A 20,542-nucleotide genomic window follows, 5' to 3' on the forward strand; every position below is an offset into this window, starting at 1 on the left:
TCTACAGCTTTATTATTTTTTGATTTTCAGAATCATACATTATTATTTTAACATTATTCTTTCCATATCTTTTCTTTATTTCATCACTTATTTTTAAATAAATTTCCATTTCAGGAATTGGCATTAATTCCATCTCTTTCATTGCCCAATTTTGAAGATTGATCGATGGCGAACCATTATAATTGATGATGTTTCCAAACTGAGGTTGCATTTTCTCTTTTGACGAAACGCAAATGTACATTTGCTTTCCCTTTCCGGAATATAAATTGAAAGAAAAGTATTGATACCATCTTCCAAAAAAACTTAAAACCGGCATCAAAAACCATAAAATCAACCAATAGAAATGATTGAGTAAAAAAGGTTTGATATTATTGATCTCAAAAGGTTTATGATAAGTAATAAGCAAAATGAAGATTATCGCCAGATTCCAAAACCAAACTATAGAATTGTATCCCAAACCTAAAGGTCCTAAAATCATTAAAATACTGAGATGAATCAGGATTAAAAAATAGCTCACTCTTTTTTTATTTTTAGAAAAAACAAGCAATCCTGCAAGTAGTATTTCGAAAAAAGGAATGACAAGCCCGACGAAAAAAAGTTTATATTTTAAAACTGTTTCACGAGAAAATCCCATAAAATCTTCAAGAATTGTATTCATCCAGACAGAAGAAAGAAAACCTCGATTGAGTTTATGTAGTCCGCTAAAAAAATACATTGACACCAAAAGTAAGTGCATTAATACGATTATATTTTTTGGCCTGTGAAAATTGATAATAAAAGCCATAAAAAAAGATAAATACATATATTCCCAAGGTTGCCATCTTACCGTATCCAGCATACAGCTGAATAATTCTATCACGAAAAAAGAAATCAGCAATCCTCGATTTTTTTTAGCAAATAAAATAATTAATAATAAAAGTAAAGAGATGACAAACAGGAGAGTATCAAAATAACTTGGAATATATTCGAAGAAATCGAAAGCAGGAATCACCGGATAGAAACGATCTGTAATCCAGGCTTTATAACTCCAAACCTTCTTAACAAACCAAAATAAAGCAATAATTCTCATTAAAACATTTGCTTGCTGAACCGTTGATTCAATCTTCCAGTTTGTATTTTTCATAACAACCAAAAATATCAAAATTGAATGACTTTGTATTAAAAAAGAAAACATCCCAGAAATTATCTGAGATGCTATGTATATTTTTTGAATTTAAAACTTAAATCTAATCTCGTCGACCTCCCATTAAGAGAGAAGCAAAGTATATAAGTTGTGCCAAAGACCCAAGTGCTGCCACCAAATAAGTTCGCGCAGCCCATGTGAGACTATCTTTCACGCCAACAAATTCTTCAGAAGTTACCGTTCCTGTATCTTTTAACCACTTCATTGCTCTGTTACTTGCGTCATATTCTACCGGAAGCGTCACAAAAGCAAACAATGTAGTAAGTGCAAACATAATTACTCCGATCACTAGTACTAATTTGCTGCCACTCATTGCCATAACAATAATACCTCCCATCAATACAAACTGCATTAAGTTTGAGCTTATGCTCACCACAGGAACCAGTTTTGATCTCAGTTGTAACATAGAATATCCTACAGCATGTTGTACTGCGTGGCCACATTCGTGAGCTGCAACAGCTGCAGCAGCTGCGTTTCTCTGCATATAAACTGCCTCAGAAAGATTCACTGTTTTATCTGCAGGATTATAGTGGTCGGTTAACTGTCCGGGAACCGAAATCACCTGAACATCATGTATATTGTTATCTCTCAGCATTTTCTCAGCAACCTCTTTACCAGACATTCCGTTTCTGAGATGTACATTTGAATAATATTCGAACTTAGATTTTAATCTTGAGGAAACCAGCCAGCTTACCAGCATCGAAATTCCTATGATAAGATAATAACCTGTCATTTTATTTTTAATTTAATATAGAATAATTCTAGTAAATGATGTAAAAATTGTGCCAAAGTTTTAGGTTTTATTAATTATATTTGTGGTTGAATTTACCTGAAAACTATGTCGAAAGTTTCCATTATTGAAGTAAAAACTCCCGAAGATTTAAAGCAATTTGTAAAATTCCCCATGAATTTGTACAAAAACAACCCATATTATGTGCCTTCATTTATAAAAGATGAAATTAATGTATGGAATCCTCAGGAAAATCCTGCGTTGCAATATTCTGAAGCAAAGCAGTTTTTGGCATGGAAAGACAGTAAAATAGTCGGCAGAATTGCAGTAATCATCAATCGTAAAGAAGAAAAAGAACTTGGTATAAAAAAGGTCCGTTTCGGCTGGATTGATTTTATTGATGACACAGAAGTTTCTAAAGCATTAATCGATACAGCTATTAATTATGCTAAAGAACATCAGATCGACAATATCGAGGGACCAATGGGTTTTACCAATCTCGACAAAGCAGGAATGCTTACGTTCGGATTTGAGAAAATCGCTACAATGATTGGAATTTACAATCACGAATATTACTCAAAACACATTGAAAACCTTGGGCTTTTAAAAGAAAAAGAATGGGTAGAGTTTGAAATGAACTTTCCTAAAATACTTCCTCCAAAAGTAGAAAAATTCAGTTCACTGATTGCTGAAAAATATAATTTAAGAGTTTTAGATTTTAAAAGCAAAGAGGAGATTTTACCTTACGTAAAACCAATGTTTAAGCTGCTTGACGAGACTTACAAACATCTTTCTACCTATACTCCTATTTCTGAAGAACAAATCAAGACATACAAAGAAAAATTCTTCCCGATGATTGCTAAAAACTACGTAATCTGCGTAGTTGATGAGCATGATGAGTTGGTTTCTTTTGCAGTTACGATGCCTTCTTATTCCAAAGCTTTACAAAAATCAAAAGGAAAACTTTTTCCTTTCGGATGGTGGCATTTTTTGCAGGCTCAGAAAAAAAACGACCGCGCCAATTTTTATCTGATCGGAATTCATCCCGAATATCAAAGACGTGGTGTAACGGCTATTATTTTCAAAGAAATCTTCGTACGATTCAACAATATGGGGATCGATTTTGCGGAAACCAATCCTGAATTGGAAGAAAACAAAAGTGTGCAGGTTCTTTGGCAGGATTACAATCCTGTAAATCATAAAAGAAGAAGAACGTATTCTTTAAAATTCTAATATGATAATATGAAGCCACACCTTATCATTTTCGCTATTCTTATTGCAGGTTTCGCTGTGTATAATATCTTCTTTGCTTTAGCTGACGACAGAATGAATACGCTTGTAAATATTGTTTATGCAAGTATACTTTTTGGCTATATTTCATTTATGGCGCTTACTGTCCTTAAAAAAATGAAGAAATAACACTATTTTTATTGATTCTAAATTATCGGTTTTCTCTATTTTCATCAGACTTTTAAGTTGATTAATTTCATGCTTTATTGTTTATTGCCTAAATTTGCAACTTGAGATAATAATGTAAAAATGAATTTACCTGAAAGTTATATTCCGATCCTTATACAAGCTGGTGTTGCAATAGGTTTTGTAGCCATTTCTTTGCTTGGAGCTCATTTCCTGGGACCAAAGCAGAAAAAAGGAAATTCTGTGAAAAATCAAAGTTGGGAATGCGGTGTACCTGTTGAAGGAAACGCAAGAACACCATTTTCGATCAAGTATTTCTTAACCGCAATATTGTTTGTATTATTCGATATCGAAATCGTATTTTTTTATCCGTACGCTGTAAACTTCAGAGAATTTGGTCTTGAAGGATTCTTTGCGGTTCTTACATTCGTTGCCATCTTCTTCCTTGCATTTTTCTATGTTTGGAAACGTGGTGCGCTAGACTGGGATAAATAAATTCAATTATAATTTTAAATAAAAAGTTTAGATCACGTCAATTAAATCAAAGTTAACATTAGCAACGATTTAGAATCTAAATTAAAATCTTAAAATCAACAAAATGTCAGATCAAAAACCAATTATAAGAACAGATGCACCGGCTCCGGAAGGATTTGAAGGAGAAGGATTTTTCGCAACGAAACTGAGCAGTGTCATCGGTATGGCTAGAAAGTTTTCACTTTGGCCTTTACCTTTTGCTACTTCTTGTTGCGGTATCGAGTTCATGGCTACCCTTAACCCAACGTATGATGCATCCAGATTTGGTATGGAAAGAAACTCTTTCTCACCAAGACAGGCAGATATGTTGATGGTTTGCGGAACTATTTCAAAAAAATTAGGTCCTGTTTTAAAAGAAGTATATACCCAAATGGCAGAACCAAAATGGGTGGTTGCTGTAGGAGCTTGTGCTTCTAGTGGAGGTATTTTTGATACGTACTCAGTTTTGCAGGGAATCGATAAAATCATTCCGGTAGACGTTTACGTTCCTGGTTGTCCACCTAGACCAGAGCAGATTATTGAAGGTGTAATGCAGGTTCAGGCTTTAGCAGAAAGCGAAAGCATCAGAAGAAGAGATATGCCGGAATACCAAGCATTGCTTGATTCTTATAATATTAGCAATTAATTGATACGGAAATGACGAACGAATTTGTATTAGTAGCGATAACAAGAGAGTTTCCGGAATCTGTAATTTCAAGCTCAGAGCCTTATGGAATGCTGACTATTGAGATTAAAAAAGAGGACATCAAAAAAGTAATTCATTATCTTAAAGATTCATCATTGGAAATTAATTTCCTTACTGATGTTTGTGGAATCCATTACCCAGAATTCCCGGATAAAGAAATCGGCGTTATCTATCATTTACAAAATATGATGACGAATTTCAGAATCCGTATAAAAGCTTTCATGTCTAGGGAAAATATTGAAGTAGATTCTTTGACAGAGCTTTATGCTGGAGCCAACTGGATGGAAAGAGAAACTTTTGACTTCTACGGTATTAAATTTAAAGGACATCCTGATTTAAGGCCAATCCTGAACATGGAAGATCTTGGTTATCACCCAATGCTGAAAGAATATCGTTTGGAAGATGGTACCAGAACAGATAAGAACGACAGCATGTTTGGTAGATAAGAAAATATAAATGATTAATGATGATTGATTAACGATCAATTATCGCCTATCAATTATCAATTATATATTATGAAAGACAACTCATTATCAAATATACTTAACCAGCACAACAGTAACGAACAAATCGACGGGCAATTATACACCCTGAATTTGGGACCTACTCACCCTGCAACGCACGGAATTTTCCAAAACGTTCTTACAATGGACGGTGAAAGAATTCTGCATGCAGAGCAAACCGTTGGTTATATCCACAGAGCTTTTGAAAAGATTTCTGAAAGAAGAAATTATGCTCAAATTACTACACTGACTGATCGTATGAACTATTGTTCTGCTCCTATCAACAATATAGGATGGCATATGACAGTAGAAAAACTGATTGGCGTAAAAGTTCCTAAACGTGTAGATTATATGCGTGTAATCTTAATGGAATTGGCGAGAATTGGTGATCACTTGATTTGTAACGGGGTAACCGGTATGGATGCAGGTGCAATTACAGGTCTTACCTATATGTTCATCGAAAGAGAGCGTATTTATGATATGTACGAGCAGATTTGTGGAGCTAGAATGACAACCAATATGGGTAGAATCGGAGGTTTTGAAAGAGATTTCACTCCGAAATTCCATGAGTTGCTGAAAGATTTCTTAAAAACTTTCCCTGCAAGATTTCAGGAATTCTGTAATCTATTGGAGAGAAACAGAATATTTATGGACAGAACGATTGGTGCAGGAGCAATTTCGGCAGAAAGAGCTTTGAGCTATGGTTTTACAGGTCCGAATTTACGTGCAACAGGTGTAGATTATGATGTAAGAGTTGCAGAGCCTTATTCTTCTTATGAAGATTTCGATTTCATCATTCCAGTAGGAACTTCAGGTGATACGTATGACCGTTTCATGGTTCGTCAGCAGGAGGTTTGGGAATCTCTTAAAATTATCAACCAAGCTTATGACAATTTGCCGGAAGGACCTTTCCATGCAGATGTTCCGGAATTTTATCTTCCTGAAAAAGCTGATGTTTACAAGAAAATGGAAGCATTGATTTACCATTTCAAAATTGTAATGGGAGAAACAGATGTTCCTAAAGGAGAAGTTTATCACGCTGTAGAAGGCGGAAACGGAGAGTTAGGTTTCTATTTGGTAAGTGATGGCGGAAGAAGCCCTTACAGACTTCACTTCAGAAGACCATGTTTTATCTACTACCAAGCATATCCTGAGATGATTACAGGTTCTGTAATTTCAGATGCCATCGTTACGATGTGTAGTATGAATGTAATTGCGGGAGAATTAGACGCATAATATATTAGACAAAAAGATAAAAGAAGAAAGACGAAAGACTTTCTTCAAATTAAATAAAATTGAATTTAGAATACGAATCAAAAAGTCTTTTCTCTTGGTTCTTTGTTCTTTAATCTACATAATAAAATGAGCGAAACAATAGCTTTTAAACCGGAAAGTTTAGAACAGGTACACAAAATTATCGCAAGATATCCTGAAGGAAGACAAAAGTCTGCCCTTCTTCCTGTTTTACATTTAGCGCAGAAAGAATTTGGAGGATGGTTAGACGTTCCTGTGATGGATTATGTTGCTGAATTATTGAGTATTAAACCAATTGAAGTATACGAAGTAGCTACTTTTTATACGATGTTTAATATGAAACCGGTGGGTAAATATGTTTTGGAAGTTTGCAGAACCGGACCTTGTATGGTTCGTGGAAGCGAAAAAATTCTGGATCATATCAGAACAAAATTAAATATAAAAGATGGGCAGACTACCGAAGACGGTATGTTTACCCTAAAACCTGCTGAATGTCTTGGAGCTTGCGGATACGCACCAATGTTGCAGTTAGGGAAATTTTATCACGAAAATTTAACGATAGAAAAAGTAGACGAAATCCTTGAGCTTTGCAGAGAAGGACAAGTTGCTTTAGACTAATATAATTTTAAATTCTACATTTTAGATTTTAAATTATTCACTTAACGTTTAATAATAATTAATGCAAAAAGCCAAAAGCTAATTGCAATAAGCAAATAAAAATGAGTAAAAAACTTTTACTTAAAGACGCACACGTAGAAGGAATACGTTACTTCGAAACTTACCGCAAACAAGGCGGTTACGAAGCTGCAGAAAAAGCCTTTAAAATGACTCCCGAAGAAATTCTTGAAGAAGTAAAAGTTTCAGGTCTTCGTGGTCGTGGTGGTGCAGGTTTCCCGACGGGAATGAAGTGGAGCTTTCTGGCAAAACCGGAAGGTGTACCAAGACACTTGGTAGTGAATGCAGATGAATCTGAACCGGGAACTTTCAAAGACAGATATCTGATGGAATTTCTTCCTCATCTTTTGATCGAGGGAATGTTGATTTCATCTTTCGTTTTAGGTTCAAACGTTTCTTATATCTACATCCGTGGAGAATATTCTTGGATTCCGGATATTTTGGAAGAAGCAATTGAAGAAGCTAAAGCTGCAGGATTTTTAGGTAAAAACATCTTAGGATCAGGTTTCGATTGTGAAATTTATGTTCAAAGAGGTGGCGGAGCTTATATCTGTGGTGAAGAAACTGCTTTACTTGAATCTCTTGAAGGAAAAAGAGGAAACCCAAGACTAAAACCGCCTTTCCCGGCTGTAAAAGGACTTTGGGAAAGACCAACGGTTGTAAATAACGTTGAATCTATCGCAGCAATCGTTCCGATCATCGATATTACAGGTGCAGAATATGCTAAAATCGGTGTTGGTCGTTCAACTGGTACAAAATTAATTTCTGCTTGTGGAAACATCAACAAACCAGGAGTTTACGAAATCGATATGACCATCACGGTTGAAGAATTTATTTATTCTGATGAATATTGTGGTGGGATCCCAAATGGTAAAAAGCTGAAAGCTTGTATTCCTGGTGGAAGTTCGGTTCCGATTGTTCCTGCAAACTTATTATTGAAAACGGTAAACGGTGAACCAAGATATATGAACTATGAATCTCTTGCTGACGGTGGTTTTGCTACCGGAACAATGATGGGTTCAGGAGGATTTATTGTTTTGGATGAAGATCAGTGCGTCGTAGAACATACCATGACTTTGGCGAGATTTTATAATCACGAAAGTTGCGGACAATGTACTCCTTGTCGTGAAGGAACGGGATGGATGTACAAAATTTTGAAAAAAATTGAGAAAGGAGAAGGAAAAATGGAAGATATCGATTTGCTTTGGGATATCCAGAGAAAGATCGAAGGAAATACCATTTGTCCGCTTGGAGATGCGGCAGCTTGGCCTGTTGCTGCGGCTATTCGTCATTTCAGAGATGAGTTCGAGTGGCATATCAAAAACCCTGAATTGTGTTTAACACAAAATTATGGTTTGGCTCATTATGCAGATCCTATTCCGGCTGCAGCCACTAATTAATAGCAAGTGAAACGTTGAAAAAGATAATTGCTGTAGGCCTTTTGTTGTCGAATTTTGTTTTTGGACAGGTTACTACAGAAAAAAAGGAAGTTAATCCCTTCAAAAAAGGATCTGTACTGGTATTCTGGGGTTGGAATAATGCAAAATATTCAAAATCAGATATTCATTTTAAAGGAGATGGTTATGATTTTCAATTAGATAATGTAGTTGCTCATGACCGACAGACCAAATTTGAATGGGGAACCTATTTTAACCCGGGAAACATAACAATTCCGCAGGTTAATTATAGAATTACGTACTTCCCGAAAGATAATTTTGGTATCACATTAGGAATGGATCACATGAAATATGTGATGGATCAAAATCAGACTGTAGATTTTAAAGGATATATCAATGATCCCGAATACGCAGGAATGGTAAATAATGGTAAAGTAGATCTTAGTGGAAACGATTTTTTAACGTTTGAACACACTGATGGTCTTAATTATATCAATATTGGAGCTCAGAAATATCATAATGTTTTAGACAAAAAAAATATTGATATTTTCTTGAGTTACGGAGCTGGGATTGGAGCATTACTGCCGAAATCTAATGTTCAGCTGATGGGAAATGAAAGAAGTGACAGATTCCATCTTGCAGGTTTTGGTTTGGATGCAAGAGCTGCGGTAAGCGTGGTTGCGATAAGACATATTGTTCTTCAGGCAGAAGGAAAATTCGGATATATCAATATGCCGGATATTAAAACAACACTGAACAATAAACCAGACAAAGCTTCACAGGATTTTGTATATGCACAGTTCAATTTCGGAATTGGATATACATTTAATACAAAAAAGTATAATTAAAATATAGCTTAACGCCTAAAAGCATAAGCGAAAGCATAGAATATGAGCGAAGAGGTTAAAAAATTCAAAATAACGATAGACGGACAGACTGCTGAAGTGTTGCCTGGTACTTCCATTTTGGAAGCAGCAAGACAGATCGGCGGAAAATCTGTTCCTCCTGCAATGTGCTATTACAGCAAGCTTGAAACCAGTGGAGGAAGATGCAGAACTTGCTTAGTTGAAGTTTCTAAAGGATCAGAAGCAGATCCTCGTCCTATGCCAAAGTTAGTAGCGAGCTGCAGAACCAATGTGATGGACGGAATGGAGGTGAAAAACCTTTCTTCTGAAAAAGCTCAGGAAGGTAGAAAAGCAGTTACCGAATTCTTATTGGTGAATCACCCTTTAGATTGTCCGGTTTGTGATCAGGCTGGAGAATGTCATCTTCAGGATCTAGGTTACGAGCACGGAAATCTTGAAACCAGAACTGAATTTGAAAGAAATACGTACGAAGCAGACGACTTAGGTCCACATATTAAGTTGAATATGAACCGTTGTATCTTGTGTGCAAGATGCGTTTTGGCGGCCAATCAATTGACAGGTGAACGTGAGCACGGAATCCTTTTCAGAGGAGATCATGCGGAAATTTCAACTTATTTAAATAAAGCTTTAGATAATGATTTCATCGGAAACGTAATCGACGTTTGTCCGGTTGGAGCATTAACAGACAGAACAGCTCGTTTTACAAGCAGAGTTTGGTTTACAAAGCCAATGAACGCTACTTGTAAGTGTGATAAATGTTCAGGGAAAGCTACGGTTTACATGAAAGGTGACGAGATTGTAAGAGTTACTGCAAGAAAAGATCAATGGGGAGAAGTTGAAGAATTTATCTGTGACACTTGTCGTTTCGAAAGAAAAAATCTTAGCGATTGGAACATTGAAGGACCAAGACATATCGACAGACATTCGGTTATTTCATTAAACCATTACGAGAAGCCTAAAGACGAATTGAGAGTTTTAGACAATCCGATGGCTAAAGAAATCAGCGAAAAAGACGAAAAATAATAAATCGCTGGATGTCGGAAGTTTGATGATGGATGTTTTTCAGCTTTGAAATATATCATTAAATAAACTTCTGCTATTTAGAACAAAAATTGATTAAACGATGATAGTTGTGCGGCGAATTGCTAAACATCCAGCTTCCAGCTCCCATCTTCAAACATTTAAATAATAAAATGGATTTAATTACATTTAAATTAATACTTGTACTTGCACTTTTCCTGCTTTCGTTAACGATCGCAGCCTACTCTACCTGGGCAGAAAGAAAAGTTGCAGCCATTATGCAGGATAGAATTGGGCCCAACAGATCAGGGCCTTTCGGTTTACTGCAGCCTCTTGCCGATGGTGGTAAATTTTTCTTTAAAGAAGACTTTACTCCGGCCAATGCAGAAAAGTTTCTTTTCGTATTGGGACCTGCATTGGTGATGTTTATTTCATTAATTACCGGAGCGGTTATTCCTTGGGGAAAAACGTTGAACTTAGGTGGGGTTTCTTATGATCTTCAAGTTGCTAACATTGATGTTGGTGTACTTTTCATCATCGGAATGGCTTCAATCGGGGTTTACGGAATTATGATCGGAGGTTGGGCTTCCAACAACAAGTATTCATTATTAGGTGCAATTCGTGCTTCTTCGCAGATGATCTCTTACGAATTGGCGATGGGTCTTGCATTACTTTCTATCATCATGATGACAGGAAGTTTAGATTTAAAAGTAATTACTGAAAACCAAACTGAAGGAAAACTTTGGGGTGTTATCCCTATCGGTTCAGGGATGAACTGGAATATTTTCTATCAACCATTGGCATTCTTAATTTTCTTTGTTGCCGCTTTGGCAGAAACCAACCGTCATCCTTTCGATTTACCAGAGTGTGAATCTGAATTGGTAACAGGGTATACTACCGAATATTCATCAATGAAGTTAGGTTTATACATGTTTGGAGAATATGTGAATATGTTTATTTCTAATGCTTTTATGGTAGTGCTTTTCTTCGGAGGGTACAATTATCCTGGAATTGAATGGGTAACTCAGAATTGGGGCGAAAATACAGCAGGTATTTTAAGTATCGTAGCATTTTTGTCTAAAACCATAATCGGAATTTTGATCTTTATGTGGATCAGATGGACGCTTCCAAGATTCAGATACGATCAATTGATGCACTTAGGATGGAAAACTTTAATTCCATTGGCATTGGTCAACTTAATGATTACAGGAGCTGTGATTTTAGCTTTTGGAAATTAATTAATTTGAAAATGAGTTAATTTGAGAATTTGAAAATGGGTAATCCCGCTTCAACTTCCTAAACAATATAAATTTGAAAATGAGCTGATGAGAAAGCAGCGATGAGATAAACTTCCATCACCCAGCTTCCATCTTCCAACATTTAAATAATAGAAAATGAAACTTACAAACAGATCAAAAGTTGTTTCAAATAAAGAGATGACCTTTTCTGAGAAAATCTACTTACCGGCGATTTTCAAAGGAATGGGGATTACTTTTAAGCATGCTGTGAGAACCGTTGTAAAACGTGCTCCTAATGTTTATTCTTATCCGGAAGTACAAAAGCCAAGAGCTGATATCTGGAGAGGTCAACATGTTTTGAAAAGAGATGAAGAAGGCAGAGAAAGATGTACAGCTTGTGGATTGTGTGCTGTGGCATGCCCTGCAGAAGCAATCACAATGACTGCTGCAGAAAGAACCAGAGAAGAAAAAGATCTTTACAGAGAAGAAAAATATGCATCGGTATATGAAATCAATATGCTAAGATGTATTTTCTGCGGTATGTGTGAAGAAGCTTGTCCGAAATCTGCAATTTATCTTACAGACAGATTGGTTGATGTAGAAACCAACAGAGGATCTTTCATTTACGGTAAAGATAAATTAGTTGAAAAAATAAATGAAAGGATTGATATCACAGAAAGACAATCCGAGAAACAAAAAAATGCGGTAAAATAATGGATCAGTTTTTATTTTTCTTGGTGGCTTTTTTAGCAGTGGCAAGTGCAGTGTACTTTGTATTTGCAAAAAATCCTTTATATGCTATTTTGTCATTAATTGTTACAATGTTTTCGATCGCGGGTATGTATATTCTTCTGAATGCACAATTCCTTGCAATCATCCAGATCATCGTTTACGCAGGTGCTATCATGGTACTTTTCCTTTATATCTTAATGATGCTTAATCTTAATAAGCAAGACGAAAGTAAGAAGAACAATACTTTAAAGTTTGTTGGAGTTTTTACGGCTGGTCTTCTTTTGATTGGTGTTTTGGGAGTTTTCAGAGGAGTACAGGAAAGTCATGTAGTAGTTGAGAACGTAGATAAAGGCGTAGGTCTTACGAAGAATTTGGGAAGACTTTTATTCAATGAATATGTTTTACCGTTTGAGCTTGCTTCGATCCTGATTTTGGCAGGTATTGTAGGTGCGGTACTAATCGGTAAAAAAGATTTATAAAATTATGGGAGAAGTAAATACATTTATGCAAAGCATCCCTCTGGAATATTTCATTACTCTTTGTTCAGTTTTGTTCTGTCTTGGGGTTTTGGGAGTATTGCTCAGAAAAAATGCGATTGTAATTTTAGGTTGTGTAGAGCTTATGCTTAATTCTGTAAACCTTTTATTGGCTGCATTTGCGGCATACAACGGGAACAGTGACGGACAGCTTTTGGTATTCTTTATCATGGTAGTTGCAGCAGCCGAAGTAGCGGTTGGTTTGGCAATTATTGCGATGTTATATAGAAACACCCGTTCTGTAGATGTAGGTATATTTAATAAATTAAAAGGATAAGAATGGAGAATTTAATATATGCAATAATACTTTTACCACTTATAGGCTTTCTTATCAACGGACTTTTCGGCAAAAATCTTCCAAAGATTGTAGTCGGAAGTTTGGCAACAGCTGCAGTTTTTGCATCTTTTTGTATTGCGGTAAGCTTATTTTTAAATTTTGACTCTGAAAGTCCGGCGGTTGTTGTAAAAGCATTCGAATGGTTCAGAGTAAACGGAGTTCAGATCAATTTCGGTTTCCAGATTGATCAGCTTTCATTAATGATGGTGATGATCATCACAGGGATCGGATCTTTAATTCACTTGTACTCTATCGGATACATGAGTCACGATAAAGGTTTCTATAAGTTTTTCACTTATTTAAATCTTTTCATCTTCTCGATGTTACTTTTAGTAATGGGAAGCAACTATATGATCTTATTCATCGGTTGGGAAGGTGTAGGTCTTTGTTCTTATCTATTGATCGGATTCTGGTACACCAACGAAGAATATGGTAAAGCAGCAAGAAAGGCTTTCATTATGAACAGAATCGGTGACCTTGGTTTATTGATCGGTATTTTCATGATTGCGTCTCAGACCAACTCTGTAGATTATATTTCAGTGGCACAAAATGCTTCTAAATTTGAATTAGACGGAACAATTATCATCTTTATCACAGCCAGTTTATTTATCGGTGCTGTTGGTAAATCTGCTCAGGTTCCTTTATATACTTGGTTACCCGATGCGATGGCTGGTCCAACTCCTGTTTCAGCATTAATTCATGCAGCAACCATGGTTACTGCAGGTATTTATTTGGTGGTAAGATCAAACTTCTTATTCACTTTAGCTCCAACCGTTCAGGGCGGAATTTTATTAATCGGATTCTTGACCGCTGCTTTGGCTGGTTTCTACGCACTGCGTCAGAACGACATCAAAAAAGTATTGGCATATTCTACAGTTTCACAACTTGGTTTTATGTTCATCGCTTTAGGGTTGGGAGCATATTCCACAGCAATGTTCCACGTAATGACACACGCTTTCTTCAAAGCATTGTTATTCTTGGGAGCAGGTTCTGTAATTCACGCAATGAGCAACGAGCAGGATATGCGTTTTATGGGAGGTTTAAAAAAATACATTCCAATTACGCACATTACATTCCTTATCGGAACATTGGCGATTTCAGGTTTCCCTTTACTTTCAGGGATGATTTCTAAAGACGAAATTTTGGTTGCAGCATTTGCTAAAAACCCTATTTACTGGGTAATGTTATTCATTTTAGCAGCAACAACCGCAGCATATATGTTCAGACTGTATTATTTGACTTTCCACGGAGAGTTCAGAGGTACTGAAGAACAAAAACACCATTTACATGAAAGCCCGATGAACATGACGTTACCGTTAATCGTTCTGGCAATTCTTTCAGTAATCGGAGGTTTTATTAATTTACCACACTTTATCGGTCACGGTCATTATGCTAAATTAATGGAATGGCTGAAGCCCGTACTGACACCGGAAAGCTTTAAGCAAATGGAAATGACTCTTTCAGGAGTTGATTTCAATACAGAAATGATTCTTTTGGGAGCAACAATCTTAATGTTCTTTACTGTTTGGTTCATTGTGAAAAACATGTATGTGAATAAGAAGAAAATGGCTCTTGCCGAAGAAGAATATACAGGCTGGGAAAAACTTTCTGCTAAAAAGTTATATGTTGATGAGCTTTACAATGCATTAATTGTAAAAACTTTTGAAGGACTTGGACGTGGCGGAAAAATGTTTGACAAAGGCGTTTTAGACCGTGTTGTAGACTACATAGGTGAAGGTGCTGAAGACAGCGGAAAATCTATGAAGCGTATACAAAACGGAAATGTTGAGAACTATGTTCTTATCATGACTTTGGCTGTGGGAATTATACTGATTGTTAACTTTATATTACAATAATGTCTTATTTACTATTAACATTATTACTTTTACCTCTTGTAGGTTCGGGATTAGCTTTTGCATGGAAGAACGCTTCCAGCAAATATTTGGCGCTGGGAATTGCTTTGATTCAGATGTTGCTTACATTTTACATCCTTTCGGATTTCAATTTTGAACCGACGGTTGACAGTGTTTTGCAACACGAGATCAAATATCCTTGGTCGCAGTTTATAAAAAGTAACCTTCACTTCGGAATCGATGGGATGAGTTTGCTTCTTTTATTGCTGACCAATATTCTTTCGCCTCTAATTATTTTATCATCATTTAACGAAAACGTAAGCTACAAAAACTCGTTTTACGGACTTATTTTGCTGATGCAGTTTGGTCTTGTAGGAGTATTTACAGCATTAGACGGTTTGTTATTCTATATTTTCTGGGAAGTAACGCTGATTCCGATCTGGTTTATTGCGGCTCTTTGGGGACAGGAAAACAAAAGAATGGAATTCACGACAAAATTCTTCGTGTATACATTCGTAGGATCTTTGTTTATGTTGGCGGGTTTAATCTATGTTGGAATTCACTCGGCATCGTTTGATGTTACAGATTTGTATAATGCAGATTTAGGTGAAACGCAGCAGATTGTGGTATTCTGGTTTATTTTCTTTGCTTTTGCAGTGAAACTTCCGGTTTTCCCTTTCCATACTTGGCAACCGGATACGTATACTTATTCTCCAACTCAGGGATCAATGCTTTTATCAGGTATTATGCTGAAAATGGCAATCTATGGAGTAATCAGATATTTATTACCCATTACACCGACTGCAATTTTCGGAATTTCAGGCCAGATTGTGATCATTCTGGCAATTATCGGAATTGTTCACGGTGCTTTAATTGCGATTATCCAGACGGATATGAAGAGAATCATTGCATACTCTTCTTTCTCACACGTTGGATTGATGGTTGCAGGTATTTTCTCTTCAGCAGTGCTTACTTTAAGAGGAACTTTAACTATTGAAGGAGCTGAGGGAGCTTTAGTTCAGACTTTCGCTCACGGTATCAACGTTGTAGGATTGTTCTATTGTGCGGATGTTTTATATAAAAGATTCAAAACAAGAGACATTAGACAAATGGGAGGTTTGGCAAAAGTAGCGCCTAAGTTTGCGGTATTATTCTTACTGATCATTTTAGGATCAATGGGAGTTCCGTTGACGAATGGTTTTATTGGTGAATTTATCCTTATTAAATCTATCTTTGATTTTAATGTATTGGCTTCAATCATTGCTGGTTTAACGATCATTCTTTGTGCGGTTTATCTATTGAGATTTTACGGTAAAGCAATGTTTGGTGAAGGTAATGCAGCAGTTTTGAGCACGGCAAAAGATTTATCGGCAGTAGAATTTTCAGTATTGGCAAGTATTGCAGTATTTGTAATTCTGTTAGGAATTTTCCCTCAGCCGATTATCGATATGGTGGGAAGTTCATTAGAGTTTGTGTATACATCGATGATCAATTAGGATTAAAGATTTAAATAAAAAATTAAAAGAATTAAGAGATAGGAAATAGAAAGGTAAAAGTAAAAAGAGCCAAGAGTTATAAAACCTTGAATCTTACACTTAAACCTGAAATTTCAAATCTCAAATCTCAAAAATAAATTATGAGTGTTTTAATTATTGTTTTCCTGACAGCAGTTGCTGCATTATTCTCGGGAGTTTTTGAAAAGGGAAAATTCGCAAGATACATTGGGATTTTTGGGTTGATCGTTGCATTATATGTAAGCTTTTTACCTGAAGCTTCTTTCTTCGAAAAATACAGATTAATGTATGAGTACGGACAAAATACAGCTTTGTTTACAAAAATTTCTATTGTAACGACTTTGCTTTTATTCTTCCTGGGAGGTTTTGCATTCAGCAATCACAGAAACCATCAGTCAGAATTGTACGCATTGATGCTTTTTGCATTGTGTGGAGGTTTTGTATTGTTCGGATACCAGAATTTGGTGACTTTGTTCTTAGGAGTTGAGATTTTGTCTATTCCGTTGTACGTAATGGCGGGAGCAAACAAAACCGATCTTAGATCAAACGAAGCTTCTTTGAAATATTTCCTGATGGGAGCATTTGCAACAGGTTTCTTATTGTTAGGAATTGCCTTTATCTACGGAAGCACAGGAACATTTGATTTATACAGAATTCACGATTTCAGCACGGTAAATCCAACTAACGGAATGTTTATTCTTGGCGTTGTATTGATGCTTTGTGCAATGGCATTTAAAGTAGCTTTAGCACCTTTCCACATGTGGAGCCCGGATATTTACCAAGGTTCACCTTCATTGATCACCGCTTTCATGGCGAGTGTCGTAAAAATCTCAGGATTTTATGCATTATTCAGATTAATGACAATTGGATTCTCTGGTGTTACTCACGAATGGATCAATATTTTAGGTGTATTCTTAATTATTACTTTACTATTGGCAAACGTGATGGGCCTTGCTCAGACCAATGCTAAAAGAATGTTGGCGTACTCATCAGTTTCGCATGCAGGATATATCGGTTTGGTATTCTTCGGAATGAATGCTCTTTCAACGTATACATTGGCGTTTTACTTATTCGCTTATTCATTGTCTACGGTGGGAGTATTTATGTGCTTAATCTGGGTTGAAAAATTAAAAAGAGAGACTTCTTACGGAGCATTTAAAGGTTTGGCTAAATCTGAACCATTATTGGCAACTGTTGCAACGATCTCTTTGCTTTCAATGGCAGGAATTCCTCTAACGGCAGGTTTCATGGGTAAATTCTCATTATTTGCACAAGCTTTAAGCAAAGACAACAATACCTTTCTGGTAATTGTAGCAGTTTTAGGTTCGGCAATTTCAATTGCTTATTATTTAAGATTAATTATCGCAATGTTCTTCTTTAAAGAAACAACTTTCAAAACGTCAGAAAGAGTAACGGTAACTTACAATATTGTCGCAGTATTTATTATTGCATCAATCATTGCATTGGGTGTTTTCCCTGATTTATTTGCAAAACAATTCGGATTGTAATCTGAATCAAACATATTTTAAAATTTAAACCTTTCAATTTTTGGAAGGTTTTTTCATAGGAAAAGCTACTCTATCTGAGCAGCTTTTTGTCATTTTGACACATTACTTTTTTAGTCTACCGCTGTACAGTCGCTGTACCCTTTCTGTACTCTAACTACTTTTTTCGTTTACGCTATTTTAGATTCTTCGGTAAGATTACACATACGAATTCGTCGCATTAAGAAAGCAACATATATTCATGGCGAAAACATACAAGCAATACAATAATTACAAAAACCCCCTTCAAATTGTATAATTTGAAGGGGTTATTTTATTTAGCTAATCTTAAATTAAATGCGTCTTATCAAAAATTATATTTTACATTAAATCCTGTAAAAAAATAAGCCTTCCTTGGGCCGGGATTAACGTCGGTGTAGACAGAAGAATCATTATATTGATTATCCTTATCCGTATCATTAATACTATTTCCGTAAAAAAGGAAAGTATAATTAATCTGATTGGTTAAATTGTTTCCTATAACAAAAACATCTATATCAAATTTATTGAAAGTATGCTTGTAGCCGATTTTAGAGTTTAAAAGACCAAAACTATTCACTTTATTTGAGTTTGCAAAATCTGTGTAAACACTTCCCATATAGTTATAGCTATTCTGCCAGTACAAACCTATTTTTGTTTCAAAATCCAAACCTAAAGAAAACCTTGCCTTGGGAACTCCAACTACATTTTTATTATCATAAACATTCACTTTCGGCTCCGAGTTGCCTTCCTGCAAATATGTACTGAATTTAGAATATTTAAAATCATTGTAAGTGTAGCTTGCAAAAGGCTGAAGTTTTGTAATAAAAGAGTTTTTCGGTTTGTAAGAGTAACCTACACTCAATTCTAAACCTTTATTTTGCTGATCTCCTGTGTTTGCCCAATATGAATATGGTGTCTGTTCTTCATTTTGAATAGTCCCTCTCAACTGGGTCAGTTTATCTTTAATATTGATACTAAATAAAGAAACCTGATAATCTATAGAGGTATTCCCAAGCAATCCCTGAACACTGAAATCCCACATTTTTGCCTTTTCCGCAATAAGATTATCATTTGTTTTATTAAGGCCACTAATAAATGATGTAGCAGAGGTCGGCGCGTTGTAGCCTTCACTATAACTAAGGTTAATTATCTGATCTCTCCAAATTTTCTGTAATGCAAAGTGTGGTGTTGCAACAGCTTTGAATTTTTTGTCAAAAGACAAGTTTTTGTCATATAAATCAACTTTATTTACTAAAAATAAACCGGGCACAGCAAGCAGATCTTCTCTATTGTAACTAATCTGATTAATACTCAAACCTGCTAAAAACATTAAATCCCATGGTTTGTAAGTAAATTTTTCAACCGCAAAATAACTGGATTGATTATTTAGGTACTTAAAATAAGAGCCTTGATATAAAGGTCTCAAAATGGGATCTTCGGTAATTGTTACACTTTTAAATCTGTAATTTGAAATCAAAGATCGCGACTGCTGAAGTTCAGTTCCAAATTCTGTCCGGCTATTAAAATCACCCCAATCTTTATCAAAAACAAATACCGATCTCACGCCATAGTTGGATGCAGATGAAGTTTCGTACGCCCCAGCCGCAATTCTGTCGCCTGTAGTTCCTGTATAAAATACGGTGGTATTATTACTAAAATTTTCATTAATTTTCCAAATATGCCCTATTCCGACTCTGGAAGTGATAAATTTAGTTTTGGCTCCTCTTCTGATATAGGCAAAATTTCCGTTATCAATACCGTTGTAATAGTCGTCATAAGAAATCTGCCCCGAAACCTGCTCCAAAGAATTACCGTGAGAACCCAATAAAGTTATTTTTTGACTCTCGTTCAGTTTAAATTCGCCATTAATATTGTAAAAGTTTTTAATACTTTTTCCATGTGGGCGATACCCGTCGCTTCCAATATGGGTATAATTTGCCGTTATAGAGTGATTTTCTTCAACATTTGTTGCGGAAGTAGAAGTCTGGAATAATCCGAAAGAGCCCGTATTAAACTGCTCCGAAATGGAAGTTCCTTTCTGAGATTCTGGTTTGATATAAAATCTCACCGCACCTCCCGAACCTCCACCGTACAAAGTTGCAGCAGGACCTTTTATCACATCTACCTGATTGACTAGTCCAAAATTGACATCATCCAAAATTGTAACACCATCAGCTCCGGTAAGAGGAATGTTATTCAGGTACATTTTTATACCCCAGTTGTTGAATTTCTGGTCATTTCCATATCCCCTTATTATGATTCTTTGTCCGCCGAGCTGAGTTCTTTTTTCTACCTGAACGCCCGCCATAGTATTTAAGCTTTGCTCAATAAATGCAGGATTATTACGATTACTTTCATATTCTGAAATGATCTCTGTAGATTGTGCATGTTTCTTAAATTCTTCACGCTCTTTTATTATTTTTAATCTTGCCTTAATGATTACTTCATCGATTTCTTTTTCATTTTCCTGCGCATTCACAAATCCCATTAACCCCAATGAGAAGAGAATTATGTATTTTTTTTTCATCAATTTATTATAAAAA

The 20,542-nt window shown here is 35.7% G+C and carries 20 protein-coding genes; 17 read left to right on the forward strand and 3 right to left on the reverse strand.

What is annotated here, in order from left to right; genetic code table 11:
• Position 1: 1 nt before the first annotated feature.
• Both OH814_RS07730 and OH814_RS07735 read right to left on the reverse strand, forming a co-directional pair.
• A complete protein-coding gene (locus tag OH814_RS07730; protein ID WP_308827789.1) occupies positions 2-1,123 on the reverse strand; it encodes a hypothetical protein in 1,122 nt (373 codons plus the stop codon).
• 103 nt (positions 1,124-1,226) lie between these two features.
• Complete coding sequence (locus OH814_RS07735) at positions 1,227-1,916, reverse strand: zinc metallopeptidase (RefSeq protein WP_308827790.1); 690 nt, start codon at positions 1,914-1,916, stop codon at positions 1,227-1,229.
• Positions 1,917-2,021: 105 nt separating this feature from the next.
• Between OH814_RS07735 and OH814_RS07740 the strand changes: the two genes are divergently transcribed.
• The 17 genes from OH814_RS07740 to OH814_RS07820 all read left to right on the forward strand — a co-directional run bounded on the left by OH814_RS07740 (position 2,022) and on the right by OH814_RS07820 (position 17,981).
• Positions 2,022-3,146, forward strand: a complete 1,125-nt coding sequence (locus OH814_RS07740) for a GTP cyclohydrolase (RefSeq protein ID WP_308827791.1) — start codon at positions 2,022-2,024, stop codon at positions 3,144-3,146.
• Between the two features lie 9 nt (positions 3,147-3,155).
• The gene (locus tag OH814_RS07745; RefSeq protein ID WP_164463138.1) at positions 3,156-3,332 is read left to right on the forward strand and encodes a hypothetical protein; all 177 of its coding nucleotides are present in this window, start codon (positions 3,156-3,158) and stop codon (positions 3,330-3,332) included.
• Positions 3,333-3,452: 120 nt separating this feature from the next.
• Entirely contained in the window at positions 3,453-3,824 is a 372-nt protein-coding gene (locus OH814_RS07750) for an NADH-quinone oxidoreductase subunit A (RefSeq protein ID WP_076557798.1), read from the forward strand.
• 103 nt (positions 3,825-3,927) lie between these two features.
• Complete coding sequence (locus tag OH814_RS07755) at positions 3,928-4,488, forward strand: NADH-quinone oxidoreductase subunit B (RefSeq protein WP_074231131.1); 561 nt, start codon at positions 3,928-3,930, stop codon at positions 4,486-4,488.
• A gap of 11 nt (positions 4,489-4,499) precedes the next feature.
• Positions 4,500-4,994, forward strand: coding sequence for an NADH-quinone oxidoreductase subunit C (locus OH814_RS07760; RefSeq protein WP_308827792.1), 495 nt, complete (start codon positions 4,500-4,502; stop codon positions 4,992-4,994).
• 69 nt (positions 4,995-5,063) lie between these two features.
• A complete protein-coding gene (locus tag OH814_RS07765; RefSeq protein WP_123886101.1) occupies positions 5,064-6,287 on the forward strand; it encodes an NADH-quinone oxidoreductase subunit D in 1,224 nt (407 codons plus the stop codon).
• Positions 6,288-6,413: 126 nt separating this feature from the next.
• On the forward strand, positions 6,414-6,923 hold the full coding sequence (gene nuoE / locus OH814_RS07770; protein WP_076557793.1) for an NAD(P)H-dependent oxidoreductase subunit E: 510 nt from the start codon (positions 6,414-6,416) through the stop codon (positions 6,921-6,923).
• A 101-nt stretch (positions 6,924-7,024) separates the two neighbouring features.
• Entirely contained in the window at positions 7,025-8,380 is a 1,356-nt protein-coding gene (gene nuoF / locus OH814_RS07775) for an NADH-quinone oxidoreductase subunit NuoF (protein WP_308827793.1), read from the forward strand.
• 14 nt (positions 8,381-8,394) lie between these two features.
• Positions 8,395-9,225: a hypothetical protein gene (locus OH814_RS07780; protein WP_308827794.1), complete on the forward strand. Its 831-nt coding sequence runs from the start codon at positions 8,395-8,397 to the stop codon at positions 9,223-9,225.
• Positions 9,226-9,267: 42 nt separating this feature from the next.
• Positions 9,268-10,266, forward strand: a complete 999-nt coding sequence (locus OH814_RS07785; RefSeq protein WP_079466401.1) for a 2Fe-2S iron-sulfur cluster-binding protein — start codon at positions 9,268-9,270, stop codon at positions 10,264-10,266.
• A gap of 170 nt (positions 10,267-10,436) precedes the next feature.
• Entirely contained in the window at positions 10,437-11,501 is a 1,065-nt protein-coding gene (gene nuoH / locus OH814_RS07790) for an NADH-quinone oxidoreductase subunit NuoH (protein WP_308827795.1), read from the forward strand.
• Positions 11,502-11,657: 156 nt separating this feature from the next.
• Positions 11,658-12,215, forward strand: a complete 558-nt coding sequence (locus OH814_RS07795; RefSeq protein WP_066680251.1) for an NADH-quinone oxidoreductase subunit I — start codon at positions 11,658-11,660, stop codon at positions 12,213-12,215.
• Complete coding sequence (locus tag OH814_RS07800) at positions 12,215-12,712, forward strand: NADH-quinone oxidoreductase subunit J (RefSeq protein WP_076557784.1); 498 nt, start codon at positions 12,215-12,217, stop codon at positions 12,710-12,712. The genes OH814_RS07795 and OH814_RS07800 overlap by 1 nt, the downstream gene beginning before the upstream one ends.
• A 4-nt stretch (positions 12,713-12,716) precedes the next feature.
• Positions 12,717-13,046 carry an NADH-quinone oxidoreductase subunit NuoK gene (gene nuoK / locus OH814_RS07805; protein ID WP_047482656.1) on the forward strand — a complete coding sequence of 110 codons (330 nt, stop codon included), beginning with the start codon at positions 12,717-12,719 and terminating at the stop codon, positions 13,044-13,046.
• A gap of 2 nt (positions 13,047-13,048) precedes the next feature.
• Positions 13,049-14,962, forward strand: coding sequence for an NADH-quinone oxidoreductase subunit L (gene nuoL / locus OH814_RS07810; RefSeq protein ID WP_308827796.1), 1,914 nt, complete (start codon positions 13,049-13,051; stop codon positions 14,960-14,962).
• On the forward strand, positions 14,962-16,455 hold the full coding sequence (locus tag OH814_RS07815; protein WP_308827797.1) for an NADH-quinone oxidoreductase subunit M: 1,494 nt from the start codon (positions 14,962-14,964) through the stop codon (positions 16,453-16,455). The genes nuoL and OH814_RS07815 overlap by 1 nt, the downstream gene beginning before the upstream one ends.
• Before the next feature lie 140 nt (positions 16,456-16,595).
• Positions 16,596-17,981 (forward strand): NADH-quinone oxidoreductase subunit N, encoded by a 1,386-nt coding sequence (locus OH814_RS07820; protein ID WP_308827798.1) that lies wholly within the window; start codon positions 16,596-16,598, stop codon positions 17,979-17,981.
• 343 nt (positions 17,982-18,324) lie between these two features.
• Here OH814_RS07820 and OH814_RS07825 read toward each other — a convergent pair whose 3' ends face one another.
• Complete coding sequence (locus OH814_RS07825) at positions 18,325-20,526, reverse strand: TonB-dependent receptor plug domain-containing protein (RefSeq protein WP_308827799.1); 2,202 nt, start codon at positions 20,524-20,526, stop codon at positions 18,325-18,327.
• Positions 20,527-20,542 lie beyond the last annotated feature (16 nt).

This window comes from Chryseobacterium sp. CFS15, assembly GCF_031118795.1.
GTDB classification, from domain to species: Bacteria; Bacteroidota; Bacteroidia; order Flavobacteriales; family Weeksellaceae; genus Chryseobacterium; species Chryseobacterium indoltheticum.

Coding starts and splice junctions, on each gene's coding strand:
- nuoF (WP_308827793.1), top strand. CDS start 7,025: ATGAGTAAAAAACTTTTACTTAAAGACGCACACGTAGAAGGAATACGT.
- OH814_RS07730 (WP_308827789.1), bottom strand. CDS start 1,123: ATGAAAAATACAAACTGGAAGATTGAATCAACGGTTCAGCAAGCAAAT.
- nuoK (WP_047482656.1), top strand. CDS start 12,717: ATGGGAGAAGTAAATACATTTATGCAAAGCATCCCTCTGGAATATTTC.
- OH814_RS07755 (WP_074231131.1), top strand. CDS start 3,928: ATGTCAGATCAAAAACCAATTATAAGAACAGATGCACCGGCTCCGGAA.
- OH814_RS07825 (WP_308827799.1), bottom strand. CDS start 20,526: ATGAAAAAAAAATACATAATTCTCTTCTCATTGGGGTTAATGGGATTT.
- OH814_RS07740 (WP_308827791.1), top strand. CDS start 2,022: ATGTCGAAAGTTTCCATTATTGAAGTAAAAACTCCCGAAGATTTAAAG.
- OH814_RS07815 (WP_308827797.1), top strand. CDS start 14,962: ATGTCTTATTTACTATTAACATTATTACTTTTACCTCTTGTAGGTTCG.
- OH814_RS07745 (WP_164463138.1), top strand. CDS start 3,156: ATGAAGCCACACCTTATCATTTTCGCTATTCTTATTGCAGGTTTCGCT.
- nuoH (WP_308827795.1), top strand. CDS start 10,437: ATGGATTTAATTACATTTAAATTAATACTTGTACTTGCACTTTTCCTG.
- OH814_RS07785 (WP_079466401.1), top strand. CDS start 9,268: ATGAGCGAAGAGGTTAAAAAATTCAAAATAACGATAGACGGACAGACT.
- nuoL (WP_308827796.1), top strand. CDS start 13,049: ATGGAGAATTTAATATATGCAATAATACTTTTACCACTTATAGGCTTT.
- nuoE (WP_076557793.1), top strand. CDS start 6,414: ATGAGCGAAACAATAGCTTTTAAACCGGAAAGTTTAGAACAGGTACAC.
- OH814_RS07760 (WP_308827792.1), top strand. CDS start 4,500: ATGACGAACGAATTTGTATTAGTAGCGATAACAAGAGAGTTTCCGGAA.
- OH814_RS07820 (WP_308827798.1), top strand. CDS start 16,596: ATGAGTGTTTTAATTATTGTTTTCCTGACAGCAGTTGCTGCATTATTC.
- OH814_RS07735 (WP_308827790.1), bottom strand. CDS start 1,916: ATGACAGGTTATTATCTTATCATAGGAATTTCGATGCTGGTAAGCTGG.
- OH814_RS07750 (WP_076557798.1), top strand. CDS start 3,453: ATGAATTTACCTGAAAGTTATATTCCGATCCTTATACAAGCTGGTGTT.
- OH814_RS07795 (WP_066680251.1), top strand. CDS start 11,658: ATGAAACTTACAAACAGATCAAAAGTTGTTTCAAATAAAGAGATGACC.
- OH814_RS07800 (WP_076557784.1), top strand. CDS start 12,215: ATGGATCAGTTTTTATTTTTCTTGGTGGCTTTTTTAGCAGTGGCAAGT.
- OH814_RS07765 (WP_123886101.1), top strand. CDS start 5,064: ATGAAAGACAACTCATTATCAAATATACTTAACCAGCACAACAGTAAC.